Raw genomic sequence first — 13,792 nt, 5'->3', positions numbered from 1 at the left:
CTAAATTTAATCCAATGGAGGTTGAACAAGTGAGCAACTTGGAGAATAAGCCATTCATTCTTGGGATGGATGTGTCTTTTATGGATGAAATTGAACAGCATGGAGGGAGCTACAGCGACACGGACGGCAAGGAACAGGACCTGCTGTCCATCCTGAAGCTGAACGGTGCCAATGCGATTCGGCTGCGGATCTGGAACGATCCTGTCGGAGGATTCTGCAATCTGGAGCGAACCGTTACGATTGCCAAGCGGATCAAAGAACAAGGGCTGCAATTTCTGCTCGACTTCCATTACTCGGATCGCTGGGCTGATCCCGCCAACCAGTGGAAGCCCAAAGCGTGGGAGAATCTGTCTTATGAGGAGCTTCAGCGGGCGGTGTGCACGTACACAGCAGATGTGCTTCACACGTTAAAAGAACATGACGCGCTGCCTGACATGGTACAGGTCGGGAATGAAATTACCCCTGGCATGCTGTGGGACGAAGGAAGAGTGAGCGGTGAAGAGCACGACACCGACGAACAGTGGGAACGTTTTGCAGGCCTGGTGAAGTACGGTATTGCTGCTGTTAAATCCGTTGATTCCAATATCAACATCATGATCCATATCGATCGTGGCGGGGATAACGTGGAAAGCCGAAAGTTTTACGATCGTTTTGAAGCACTTGGCGTGGAGTTCGATACGATTGGACTCTCGTATTATCCGTGGTGGCATGGGACGTTGGACGCGCTGCGTGACAATTTGCATGACCTGGCCGCCAGATACGGCAAGCCCATTAACGTGGTTGAAACCGCTTATCCCTGGACACTGGAACAGCCTGAAGATCACGAGTGGATTCTGAATCAGGAAGATCTGCTGCTGCCAGGTTATCCGGCAAGTGTGGAAGGCCAAGCGCGCTACCTGCAGGACTTACTCCAGATTATTCGTGAGGTACCGGGAGGATTGGGTCAAGGTTTTTACTACTGGGAGCCTGCATGGATCCCGAGTAAGCCGGAATGGTCTGTTGGACATCCGAACAACTGGGGAAATTTGACGATGTTTGATTTTAAAGGCCGCAAATTGGAATCGTTTACAGCTTTGAAGGCTGATGCAATTTCGGAAGAATCCAAAACGGATACGCCGAAGGGCTCGGCATTGATCAGATAGAGCTATTCAATATAAGGATAAGGAGACTCGAAATATGACATTTAAATATCCACCTGTAAGTACGAAGGTGCCGCACATGCTGCATGGTGCAGATTATAACCCGGAGCAATGGCTCAAATATCCTGAGGTGCTGGAAGAAGATATCCGTCTGATGAAGCTTGCCAAGTGCAACGTGATGTCCATTGGCATCTTCTCGTGGGTATCCCTTGAACCGGAGGAAGGTGTATACACCTTTGAATGGCTGGATCGTGTTTTGGATACGTTTGCAGCGAATGGAATTTACGCTTTTCTCGCGACGCCGAGCGGTGCAAGACCTGCCTGGATGTCCGCCAAGTACCCAGAAGTATTGCGTGTAGGAGCCAATCGGGTTCGCAATCTGCACGGTTTCCGTCATAATCACTGTTATACATCTCCTGTGTACCGGGAAAAGGTAACAGCTATCAATACCAAACTCGCCGAACGTTATTCGCAACATCCTGCGATTATCGGCTGGCATATTTCCAATGAATTTGGCGGCGACTGCCATTGTGACTATTGTCAGGAGGCTTTTCGCGGCTGGGTGAAAAATAAATACGGCACGCTGGATGAATTGAATCATTCCTGGTGGACTACGTTCTGGAGCCATACGGTTACAGACTGGAGTCAGGTGGAATCCCCTTCGCCGCATGGTGAGACACAGGTGCATGCCATGAATCTGGACTGGCGCCGGTTCGTTACGGATCAGACAGCAGACTTCATCGTGCATGAAACCAAGCCGCTCAAAGCAAGTAATCCAGATCTGCCCGTCACCACAAATTTGATGGAATTCTATGAAGGGTTGAACTACTGGAAGTTTGCCGATATTCTGGACTTCCTGTCCTGGGACAGCTACCCGACATGGCATGATGCGGATGAGGAAGATAAACAGGCCTCCAGAATAGCAATGATGCATGACATCGTTCGTTCGATCAAAGGCGGGCAGCCGTTCCTGCTGATGGAGAGTACGCCAAGTTCTACGAACTGGCAGGAGACCAGCAAGCTGAAACGTCCAGGCATGCATCTACTGTCTTCTCTTCAAGCGGTAGCGCATGGTTCGGATAGTGTGCAGTATTTCCAATGGAGAAAGAGCAGAGGCTCCAGCGAGAAACTGCATGGCGCTGTCGTGGATCATGTTGGACATGAAAACACACGTGTGTTCAAGGATGTGACGGACGTAGGCACGGCTCTTGAAGGAATGGAAGCGGTTGTAGGCACGTCTGTACCGGCAGAAGTGGCCATCATTTTCGATTGGGAGAACCGCTGGGCAGTGAAGGATTCCCAAGGACCACGTAATATTGGCGTGAAGTATGAGCAGACGGTAGAGTGGCATTATGATGCATTTTGGAAAAAAGGAGTACCTGTGGACGTGATCGATATGGAAGCGGATCTCTCCAAGTACAAATTGCTGATCGCCCCGATGCTCTACCTTGTGCGGGAAGGTGTAGGCGAACGGATTGAGCGATTTGTCGAAAATGGCGGTACATTCGTTGGAACCTATTGGTCAGGAATCGTCAATGAGAATGACCTATGCTTCCTGGGAGGTTTCCCCGGCCCGCTTCGCAAAACGCTTGGAATCTGGTCCGAAGAGATCGATGGGTTGCATGACCGGGATCAGAATGGGGCGATTCCTGTGAGTGGAAACGAGCTCGGTCTGCAAGCTGAATACGATGCCATCGAATTATGTGATCTCATCCATCTGGAAGGGGCGGAGACGCTGGCAACCTATCGTTCAGACTTTTATGCCGGCCGACCTGCATTGACTGTTAACCGATTGGGGTCCGGTAAAGCGTATTATATCGCAACGCGTTTCACTGCACCGTTCTATGATGATTTCTATGGCAAGCTCATTGCCGATCTGGGAATTGAACGTGCACTCGATACCAAACTTCCGGCAGGAGTCACTGCGCATCTGCGGACTGATGGTACATCCGATTATGTATTTGTGCAGAACTATACGCCGGAAACCAAGCAGCTTGAACTGGACAAGCAAACTTATACGGATCTGCTTTGTGGCGATGAAGTTCATGCCCATTTGGATCTGCAGCCGTATGACATTCGTGTCTTGAGAAGACCAGCTGCACGAAAATAGCATCAATGAGAAAGGCTGTCCTATACGTCAGATAGACGTAAGGGCGGTCTTTTTTTGTATAAAGTCATGTAGCAGTTGTCACTTTTTCTGGACAAGATAAAGGAAAAGAGTGCATGTACAGCGAAGAGAAACAGGTAACGTGCAACTCAAGACTTTCAGTCTGGGAGGAATTGGAATGAATCAGAGAAATCTGGACGGCAACAGCATTATTATTCGGCTGGAAATGACAACGAAAGATATCAAGTTTGGCGAAGTGGCCTCGGCCATCTCGGAAGCTGGGGGAGACATCATTGCCATCGACGTGATTTCGACCAATCAGGATGTGAGTGTGCGTGACTTGACAGTTGCGGTAACGGATGCGCAGGATAACAGCAAAATTATAGAAGCGGTACGCCAGCTCAAAGGTGTGTCCATTATTAACGTGTCTGACCGCACGTTTCTCCTGCACCTTGGCGGCAAAATCGAAGTCACTCCCAAAACGCCGATTCATAACCGGGAAGACTTGTCACGTGTTTATACACCCGATGTTGCTCGTGTATGTTCGGCGATTGCCGATGAACCGGGCAAGGCATTTTCGCTCACCATCAAGCGGAACACGGTTGCCGTTGTATCTGATGGCAGTGCCGTGCTCGGACTGGGGAACATTGGGCCTCGCGCAGCGATGCCGGTCATGGAAGGAAAGGCTATGCTGTTTAAGCAGTTTGCAGGTGTGGATGCATTCCCGATCTGCCTGGATACACAGGATACCGAGGAGATCATTCGTACGGTGAAAGCGATTTCACCCGCTTTTGGCGGTATTAATCTGGAGGATATCTCATCTCCGCGGTGCTTTGAAATCGAACGAAGGCTGAATGAGGAACTGGACATCCCCGTGTTTCATGATGACCAGCATGGTACGGCTGTAGTGTTATATGCAGGTCTGATTAATGCGCTCAAACTTGTCGGCAAATCCATTAACGATGTGAAGATCGTCGTCTGTGGTATTGGCGCCGCAGGGGTGGCCTGCAGCAATATTCTCCTGTCCGCTGGAGCAAGCCGGTTAATCGGTGTTGACCGCGAGGGAGCTATTGTACGGACACAAACCTATGAAAATGAGGTATGGAGTGATTATGCTTCACGAACCAATCCGGAGCTGGAGTCGGGTTCTTTGCGGGATGTCATTCGCGGAGCAGACGTGTTTATCGGATTATCCCGTGGCAATCTGTTAACTCGTGAAGATGTACAATCCATGGCGGAGGACCCTATCGTATTTGCGATGGCAAACCCGGTACCGGAGATTATGCCGGCTGTAGTGGAGGATATCGTGGCCGTCATGGCTACAGGCCGTTCGGATTATCCGAATCAGATTAATAACGTGCTTTGTTTCCCGGGGATGTTCAGAGCAGTTCTGGACTGCCGTGCGACAGAGATTAATGAAGAAATGAAACTCGCAGCCGCGAAGGCTATTGCTTCTGCCATCTCGGATGAGGAACGTACACGTTATTATATTATTCCAAGTGTATTCAACGAGAAGGTGGTCAAGTCCATCCGTAAGCGTGTAGTTGAAGCAGCAGTGAGAACTGGTGTTGCGCGGCGTGTGCCGCGTGAACAGGCCCGAGAAAGCGGGGAAGAGTAATCGTGGACGACAATTCCAGTCTGACAATGAATATATCCGGACATCCTGAGCATGTAGATGGTACATCTGCCCGAGAGGCCATCCTTGGCGCCGCCCGAGCCTTTGTCCAGGGGGATGCCGGGAAGCATACGGACGGTCATGATTGGCCGCATATTGAACGAGTTACTGCGCTTGCTGTTGAGCTAGCCCATCGAATGGGAGCAGACCCTTTTGTCTGTGAGCTGGCTGCACTGCTGCACGATGTGCCGGATGAGAAGCTGAACGAAAGCCTGGAAGCAGGGATGAAAAAGCTGAACGAATGGCTGGATCAGCAGCAGCTTGAGCCAGGCACCCGGGAAGCTGTGGTTAACATCATCAGTACAATCTCGTATGCGGGAGGACAGCGCCCTGCTGTATCTTCGCTGGAAGCGCAAGTTGTGCAGGATGCCGACCGATTGGATGCAATGGGGGCCATAGGTATCGCACGCACGTTTGCTTTTGCAGGTGCGCGAGGCCGTGAAATGTATGATCCATCCCTTCCGCCGCGGGAACAGATGACCCGGGAGGAATATCGGAATGGACGGAGCACGACAATTAATCACTTTTACGAGAAGCTGTTTAAACTGAAGGATCTCATGAATACATCCTATGGCAAGGAACTGGCCGAGCAGCGCCATGCGTTTATGGCAGAGTTTGTGGAGCAGTTCAAGCGGGAGTGGGAAGGGACAGATCGTTAAGCAACCTTGTACATGGTGAGCGATAACCAAAGCAACATACTAGCAAACTTTTGATGGTGGTAATACCACATTTCAAAAGTTTGCTTTTTATTTGCAAGAAAACAGGTTATCTAATCTTGTGAAATAAACATTATGAGGAATCACATGGTAACCACAGAGCGTCCGTGGTAAAATAAGTCGTTCTGATAAAATTAATGTTGAAGTTACATGGCTATGGAACATTAAAAGGGGCTGCTGTTATCGTTAATGGATGAAAAAGTGAAGTATTGGATCAAAATAATTCAACAAAAAAAGAAATACGGGGTAATAATGATTATTAATGGTTTCGTTCAAAATGAGAGTACAGGTAAGGAGGGGTTACCGTGTCGTTTGGAGCACGCGTGCTTAAGACAGGAATTGCGGTAACGCTTGCTCTGTACCTGAGCATGTTCTTGAATCCGCAGTCACCGGTACCGGCTGCCATAGCTGCCATCTTCGCGATGCAGCCATCAATCTATCGTTCCTGGAAGTATTTCCTGGATCAATTGCAGACAACTACGCTTGGAGCCATTGTTGCCCTCTTGGGCGGTATGGTATTGTCCAATGAGCCAATCGCAGTGGGATTGATCATTGTGCTTGTTATTATGATCTGTCTTAAACTGAATATGGGTGAGACCGTAGGGCTGACTCTGGTTACCGTCGTTTCCATTATGGAAGCTTCAGGTGACTGGCACTTTGCATTGAACCGGTTCCTGCTGACACTTGTTGGTATTGTATCCGCGTTTCTCATTAATATCACGGTATTCCCGCCTAAGCCCAAGGTGCAGTTTGTGAAGCAGATCCAGAATGTGTTCAACAGCATGTCCCTGCTGTTACGCACGTCCATCTCGGATGAGATCAAGGAAGTCGTTTTCAGAGATGAGAAGGGCAGTCTGGGTGGTTCCATCAAATCGCTCTCGGATAAGTACAATTTGTTTGAGGAAGAACAGAAGAAAATGAAGCGTTCCAAATTCAGCGAGACCAGGCAGATGGTTGTATATAAACAAATGCTGCTGAGCCTGCAAAAAGGGTATGACGTGCTGGATTCCGTGGAGCGGCATTATTTTCAGGCACAGCGTACGCCGGAGATGGATCAGTTTTTTGATACACATCTCGAATTGGTCATTAAATTCCACGAGCACGCCCTGCTCAAATTTGAAGATAAGTTGAAGCCAAACGGAGAAGAGGCAGCACAGTTTATATTGGATAATGATCGGTTCATGGAACAAGCCATTTCCCAGTTTGATATCGATCAGGAAGGCATGCTTAGACTATCTATCGTTGCTGCAGCCATATATGATTACGGATATCAGCTGGAACGGCTCAACAGGCTCGCCGAACATGTGCATAGCTCCACGGAAGACAACGAGTCACAGGATAAGATCCTGAACTGGCTTAAGTGGCCTTAACAGCAATTGCACACAGGCTTCCCAATCAGATACAATAGAAATACAACGTGCAGCCCGGACAACTGTGTCCGGGTTGTTTTGTATACATAACTGATGGATAAAGATCATCTTAGTGAACCGAGGGAGAATAATATGAACGATAAACATCTTAATCCAGAATTTGTTGAATGGCTGAGTGGTGATCAATTGGAGGAGAAACAGCATGAGGCCATGCAGCTGCTAACCGTAGCAGAGGATGGGTGGCCTCATCAGGCCATGATTAGTGTGGGTGAGATTATTGCTATGGATCCGGAAACACTTAGACTCGCATTATGGCCAGGGACACAAACAAGTATGAATATGAACAGAACAGGCAAGGCTACCTTGATTGCCGTACATGAGCATAAATTGCTGTATGTGCGCTTGGAGATCAGAGCACTTCCTCCGTTAAAGGAAGCCATTCATCCAAGAGACCGGTATGAGGCTCAAGTAGCGGACGTACGCGTAGATCATGCTCCATATGCCGAAATCACGACAGGAATCACGTTTCAACTAAAAGACAAAGCAGCATCCATATCAAGATGGAAAGAGACGATTGCAGAATTGCGTCAATAGAAGACAAACCATATATTCATCCATTTCGAGGGTAATAATAAAGAGGACTATTGGAACGATGTCCTTGTTATAAAGGTTAGTATTTAAGGGTAGAAACAACAAAAAACGCCTCCGCTTGCATCGGGACGCTGTCACTGGTACAATAAAAAATGGTTTTCAGAAAATTAGAACTAATTAACATAAAATTAAAATGTTTACTTTCTAATTAATTATACCATAGCCTTTTCGGGCTTGTCAAATGGACTTTTGAGGACACAATCCGGGGAAAGAGGGGCGTATTAACATATGAGTACTGACCAGCAATGGAGCGAGGAGCAGCGGCGAGTAGACATCGTAACCGATCAGATCGAGCGGAAAATAACCGACCTTGAAAAGGAGGTAGGTTCCTTCCGGGATGAAGTTGTGGAGATGAGAAAGGACTTCTGGGATGAAGTCACCATGAACTTCAGTGAGGCGGATGATGTTGGGGAAACATCCACCAGCATGCGGCAGCAATCGCAGGTCCTGTCTGATCGGGAGCGCAGTCATCTGAATACGGCAGCAGCGCTGGACAAAATGAAACGACTGCATCACTCGCCCTATTTTGGACGTATCGATTTTAAGGAAGACGGTTATCCGCATGCAGAGCGGATTTATCTGGGTATTGCCTCACTGCTGGATGAGAAGGAAGAATCCTTCCTGGTCTACGACTGGCGAGCGCCGATATCCAATCTGTACTACGATGGTGCCCCCGGACCAATTACTTACCATACACCAAGCGGGGAAATCAGTGGCGATATCGAAATGAAACGACAGTTTGTCATTCGGGATGGGCGTATCCGTTTTATGTTCGATACCGGGGTTACCATTGGTGATGAGCTTCTTCAGGCGGTGCTGAGCCGGACATCGGATGCACAGATGAAAAGCATTGTGGCGACCATTCAAAAGGAACAAAACCGAATTATCCGCAATGACCGTACACGCATGCTGATTGTACAGGGAGCAGCCGGCAGTGGCAAAACATCAGCTGCACTGCAGCGTGTAGCCTATCTTCTATACAAGTATCGCGAGCATTTGCAGGCCGATCAGATGGTACTTTTTTCGCCGAACCCGATGTTCAACAGTTACGTATCCACAGTACTGCCTGAGCTTGGGGAAGAAAACATGCTGCAAACGACGTTTCAGGAGTACCTGGAACGTAGGCTTGGCCGTGAATATCAGCTGGAAGATCCATTCATTCAGCTTGAATACGTCCTCTCCAATATGGAGGATCCAGGATACACGGCACGCATGTCAGGCATCCGCTTCAAGTCTTCCGAATCCTTCCTGAAAGTGATTACGCGATTCAAGGACAGCCTGATGTCGGAAGGCATGAAATTCAAACCGGTGCGGTTCCAGGGACAGGCGGTTGTAACAGCGGAGGCGATGGCTGAGAAATTCTACAGCTTCGGGTCATCCGTGAAGCTGGTGAATCGTCTGGAAATGCTGCGGGACTGGATGCTGAAGGAGTTGTCGGCCTTTGGCAAAAGTGAATTGGAAGCACCATGGGTTGATCAGCAGCTGGATCTGATGGAACCGGAAGATCTGCAGCGTGCTTATCAACGGCTGAAGCGCAAACAAAAGGGGAAAGTGGATACATTCGATGATTTTGCACAGGAACGGGAGATCCTGGCCCGCATGGTGGTTAGTGATCGGCTCAAGCCATTGCGAAAGTGGATCAAATCGCTGCGATTCGTGGATATTCGCCAGTTGTATGCACACCTGTTCCAGGACCAGGCACAGATGATTCGACTGCTGGAAGGCGAGGCACTGCCCGCCCACTGGGATGAAATCTGCAGCATGACCCTTCGCCGAATGAAAGTACAGGAACTGGCGTATGAGGATATTACCCCTTATCTGTATTTGCGGGAGCTGCTGCTTGGATTCCATATCAACTCGAATATAAGACATGTGATTATTGACGAGGCCCAGGATTATTCTGCGTTTCAGCTGGCTTTCATGAAAAGACTGTTTCCACGAGCGAAAATAACGGCCTTGGGTGATTTTAATCAGGCGATCTATGCCCATTCTTCAGTACTTCGTGGTACTGGACCACTTACAAACCTGTATGGACCAGAGAATACGGAAGTGATCGAACTCACGCGGAGCTACCGTTCAACACAGGAGATTGTGGAGTTTACAAGAGGGATGGTTCCCGGTGGGGAAGAGATCATTCCGTTCAATCGCAGCGGCGAGAAGCCGGCAGTCATTGTGTCATCCAATACGGAGGAGCATATGAAGAAGATTGCAGCGGATCTTAGCCATCTCATTCAGGAAGAGTATGAATCGGTTGCGGTAATCTGTAAGACGGCGGAAGAGAGCAAGGAAGTGCATGAGGCGTTAAGCCGCGTACTGCCTGCTGCACCGAAATTGATTAAGAAGACGACACTTGCCTTCGAACGGGGTGTGCATGTCATACCGGCATACCTTGCAAAAGGGGTGGAGTTTGATGCGGTGCTCATCTATGACGGTTCAGCAGAACAATATGTGCAGGAGCACGAACGCAAACTGTTCTATACGGCGTGTACCCGAGCGATGCACCTGCTTCATGTGTACAGCCTTGGTAAACCAAGTCCGTTCATAACCTCGCAGCCGCAGCAATTATATGCTATTGACCATGTATCTGCGGCTCAAACAGATTAAACAAGGTGATCCTCTTATATGAGAAGACTTCCGTTCCCTCGAACGGGAGTCTTTCTATGTAGTGTAAGGTTTCGACTATAATAAACGGAATGGAAGAGCTGGGCTGGATAACTATTCCTGACATAAGAATGAATGGGTTTAGTTCGGTGGATAATTATCGAGCTTGAATTTGTACTCATGCACAATTGGTGGGAATTTTCTTTACACATGCCGTGCGGACTCATATAATCGTAACAATATATTTTTTGGATCGTTAATGAATGAAGGAGGCAGTGGCATGAACAAATCATCTTTTGAACGGCCATTAATGGCAGATTGTGTACCTGATCTGGTAGCAACCGCGCGAGGAGATATGAAGGCAACATTAGTCATTCGGGGAGGGACGCTGGTAAATGTCATCTCGGGTGAAATTTTGCCGGATATGTCCGTTGCGGTGCAGGGAGCTCGGATTGCCTATGTTGGCAAAGATGTGAGTCATACCATCGGAGAACATACACGCATTATTGAAGCAGAAGGGAAATACATTGCTCCAGGATTACTGGACGGACATTGCCACATTGAGAGCACGCAGATGAAGGTGACGGAGTTTGCGAGAGCGGTACTGCCTTCCGGTACAACCGGTGGTTTTTTTGACCCGCATGAGATTTCCAACGTACTTGGTCTCAAGGGTCTGCGGCTTATGCTGGATGAAGCGAGAACCACGCCGCTCGCAGCCTATATGCAGGTGGCTTCCTGTGTGCCTTCAACACATCCTGGTTTGGAGACGACAGGAGCTTACATCGGACCTGAGGAAGTGGCTGAGGCTCTCTCCTGGGGCCCTGACATGATTGGGCTTGGTGAGGTCATGAACTTCCCGGGTGTCGTATACGGGGATGAAACGATGATTGGAGAAATCCAGGCTACGCTGCGGGCCGGCAAGGTGGCGGACGGTCACTTTACCTGGGAAGCGGATGACTGGCGTTTACCTGTTTATGCGGCAAGCGGTGTGACTGGAGATCATGAATGTGTGACGAAGGAAGATGTCGTGGAGCGTCTGAGACTTGGCATGTATGCCAAAATGCGTCAGGGATCAGCCTGGCATGACGTGGCCGAAACCATCAAAGCCTGTACCGAACTCGGGCTGGATACCCGCCGAATGATGCTGGTGACCGATGACCGAAGTTCCGAATCGCTGCTCAAAGAAGGACACATGGACTTCGTCGTCCGACTGGCCATCTCGCAGGGGGTCAAACCCGTAACTGCCTTCCAAATGGCAACGATAAACACAGCTGAACGTTTCGGTGTGGCACGTGATATTGGGGCTGTTATCCCTGGTAATATAGCTGATATTATCTTACTGGATGGCCGACTGGCAGATGTGCGTGTTGGCATGACGATTGCTGCCGGGCATGTTGTCGCAGAGAAGGGGAAAATGACGGCTGTCTGGGATAGCTTCACTTATCCGGAAGAAGCGTTGAATACGGTGAAGCTGGAAGCCAATATTCAGCCAAAAGATATGGAACTGCCAGCACCGATTGCCGAGGGAGCCATTGGGGCCAAAATCATTCATGTGACCGAAAACCATGTGGATACCAAAGAGAAGCATGTTCCTGTAACTGTGCAAAACGGTAAGGTAGCTGTGTCCACGACGGGGGATATCTGCAAAATTGCGGTGCTGGAACGGCATAAGCAAACCGGAAACAAGGCAGTTGCACTTGTCGGCGGCATTGGATTCACACGCCCTGCAGCCATTGCCATGACCGTAGCTCATGACAGTCACAATCTTCTCATTATCGGTAACGATGATACCTTGATGGCGGAGGCAGGTAATCGGGTAATCCGCATGCAAGGTGGGGTTGCCGTGATTACGGATGAAGGTGTAACCGAGTTTCCGCTTCGGATCGCAGGATTAATGTCCACCGAGCCCTTTGAAGAAGTTGCTGCACAATCTGCTGTAATCAGTGAAGCACTGCAATCGGCAGGCTGTACTCTGAATAATGCCTTTATGACACTTTCCCTGCTTGCTCTGGTCGTTATTCCCGAGCTGCGTTTGTCCGATAAGGGGTTAGTACGGATCTCGGCAGAGGGAATTGAGCTGGTGTCGCTATTCGACGAGACAACGGAAAGCAGTCCGATTCCCCCTGCTGGAACATAACATGAGAGCGTGTTTTCTCATGCTAGCTGGTTTGTAAGAACGTGATGATCAGAAATGACCACATATAGATGGATGAATATTTCTGTGTAAGACGGAAGTCGCCTTTATGGCGGCTTTTTTTGTTTCTTTTATAGAAAACGCTTCCTAGGTCTTCTGTTGGTCATTCATATATGGCAATAACGACAGAAGTTGTAGAAATTTTCTGCGTAAATTAAAAATTTTTTAATAAATGAGACTTTAGAACTATGAATACAGAAGTGTGAATTCCCGAAATAATCTTATATGATCCTTTCGTCGTAAGTCTAGAAGATGATATTGCATATGAAAGCAAATGCATAAACGAATTGTTTATCAGATTCATAAAATGAAGGGTAAAACGACAAACATTCTTCCGGATTACGACGATGGAACGGTAAATTACAAGGGGAGTGTACAAATATGCAAAACAAGCGGGGGTTTCATTTTATTAAGATCATCAGCTGTTTGGTCCTAATTGCGGGTGTCACGTTCTCATCCAAGACTATTGCACAGGGTTCTGTAGAAAGTTATGAATCGATCCATGGAAACGTGGAAGGGCCGATTAGAGCGACCTGGGTATGGGATACCACTCAGATTGAAAAGAATCCGCAAGAGGTGCTGAAATTTGCCGTAGACCACGATATCAACACGATCTATCTGCAGATCAATCGCGATGTGAAGATACCTTACTATACAGATTTCATTCGTAAGGCCAGAGCTTACAATATCGCTGTCGATGTGATGGATGGAAGAGCGGCTTGGGGGCTAACCGAAAGCAGAGAGCAAATTGCAAGTTTCCTCGACTGGATTGAAGCCTATCAGGATTCCGTAGAACCTGACGAGAAATTTGCTGGGATTCATCTTGATATTGAACCGCATGTGCATCCGGAGTGGAAAACCAATCAGGCCAGCGTCATTACCCAGTGGCAAGGGAATGTTCAATACATCGTTGACCGCGCTGCCCTGATGAATATGCCTGTGGGAGCAGATTTGCCTTTCTGGCTGGATAACTACAAGATTCCGGGTTCAACAATGGCTGTGAGCAGCTGGATGATTCGCAAATTTGATTCGATCACGATTATGGCATACCGCGATACGGCTGCAGCAATCTATAACGTGGCCAAAGACGAGCTTGCAGAGGCTTCCCAGCTGGGCAAAACGATCTCAATTGCCGTAGAGACGAAGCAGAGCAAAGAAGGCGATTTCATTACATTTTATGAAGAAGGTTCAGTGTACATGGAATCTCAACTGAAGCAGGTGGAGAAATTGGCGGCAGAGCACTCCTCATTTAAGGGATTCTCTATTCATGAATACACTTCCTGGAAAACGTTGAAAGAATAATGCGCTACTAGGCATAGCAAAAAATTAAAAGGTGCTT

9 protein-coding genes are annotated in these 13,792 nt (G+C 48.4%); all 9 read left to right on the top strand.

Translation table 11 applies throughout. The features are described 5' to 3' along the window. Nucleotides 1–29: 29 nt before the first annotated feature. A complete protein-coding gene (locus tag CHH60_RS08185) occupies nucleotides 30–1,142 on the top strand; it encodes a glycoside hydrolase family 53 protein (RefSeq protein WP_255247867.1) in 1,113 nt (370 codons plus the stop codon). A gap of 34 nt (nucleotides 1,143–1,176) precedes the next feature. Beyond that, nucleotides 1,177–3,249, top strand: coding sequence for a beta-galactosidase (locus tag CHH60_RS08180; RefSeq protein ID WP_095358769.1), 2,073 nt, complete (start codon nucleotides 1,177–1,179; stop codon nucleotides 3,247–3,249). Between the two features lie 175 nt (nucleotides 3,250–3,424). Beyond that, the gene (locus tag CHH60_RS08175) at nucleotides 3,425–4,864 is read left to right on the top strand and encodes an NAD-dependent malic enzyme (protein WP_095358768.1); all 1,440 of its coding nucleotides are present in this window, start codon (nucleotides 3,425–3,427) and stop codon (nucleotides 4,862–4,864) included. 2 nt (nucleotides 4,865–4,866) lie between these two features. Next, nucleotides 4,867–5,580 (top strand): HD domain-containing protein, encoded by a 714-nt coding sequence (locus CHH60_RS08170; RefSeq protein WP_255247866.1) that lies wholly within the window; start codon nucleotides 4,867–4,869, stop codon nucleotides 5,578–5,580. 362 nt (nucleotides 5,581–5,942) lie between these two features. After that, entirely contained in the window at nucleotides 5,943–7,007 is a 1,065-nt protein-coding gene (locus CHH60_RS08165; RefSeq protein ID WP_095358767.1) for an FUSC family protein, read from the top strand. Nucleotides 7,008–7,139: 132 nt separating this feature from the next. Further along, nucleotides 7,140–7,601, top strand: a complete 462-nt coding sequence (locus CHH60_RS08160; RefSeq protein ID WP_095358766.1) for a hypothetical protein — start codon at nucleotides 7,140–7,142, stop codon at nucleotides 7,599–7,601. Between the two features lie 285 nt (nucleotides 7,602–7,886). Next, on the top strand, nucleotides 7,887–10,262 hold the full coding sequence (gene helD, locus CHH60_RS08155) for an RNA polymerase recycling motor HelD (protein WP_095358765.1): 2,376 nt from the start codon (nucleotides 7,887–7,889) through the stop codon (nucleotides 10,260–10,262). Between the two features lie 277 nt (nucleotides 10,263–10,539). Further along, on the top strand, nucleotides 10,540–12,396 hold the full coding sequence (locus CHH60_RS08150) for an adenine deaminase (RefSeq protein WP_095358764.1): 1,857 nt from the start codon (nucleotides 10,540–10,542) through the stop codon (nucleotides 12,394–12,396). 438 nt (nucleotides 12,397–12,834) lie between these two features. Further along, a complete protein-coding gene (locus tag CHH60_RS08145) occupies nucleotides 12,835–13,755 on the top strand; it encodes a hypothetical protein (protein WP_095358763.1) in 921 nt (306 codons plus the stop codon). Nucleotides 13,756–13,792: the final 37 nt, after the last annotated feature.

Origin of the sequence: Paenibacillus sp. 7523-1 (genome assembly GCF_002276415.1) — a bacterium.
Classification (GTDB): domain Bacteria; phylum Bacillota; class Bacilli; order Paenibacillales; family Paenibacillaceae; genus Paenibacillus; species Paenibacillus illinoisensis_A.
This window is presented reverse-complemented; position numbering and strand designations above follow the sequence as displayed.

Excerpts from the sequence above, each read along its gene's own strand:
- CHH60_RS08180 (WP_095358769.1), top strand. The coding sequence starts at position 1,177 with ATGACATTTAAATATCCACCTGTAAGTACGAAGGTGCCGCACATGCTG.
- CHH60_RS08175 (WP_095358768.1), top strand. The coding sequence starts at position 3,425 with ATGAATCAGAGAAATCTGGACGGCAACAGCATTATTATTCGGCTGGAA.
- CHH60_RS08150 (WP_095358764.1), top strand. The coding sequence starts at position 10,540 with ATGAACAAATCATCTTTTGAACGGCCATTAATGGCAGATTGTGTACCT.
- CHH60_RS08145 (WP_095358763.1), top strand. The coding sequence starts at position 12,835 with ATGCAAAACAAGCGGGGGTTTCATTTTATTAAGATCATCAGCTGTTTG.
- CHH60_RS08160 (WP_095358766.1), top strand. The coding sequence starts at position 7,140 with ATGAACGATAAACATCTTAATCCAGAATTTGTTGAATGGCTGAGTGGT.
- helD (WP_095358765.1), top strand. The coding sequence starts at position 7,887 with ATGAGTACTGACCAGCAATGGAGCGAGGAGCAGCGGCGAGTAGACATC.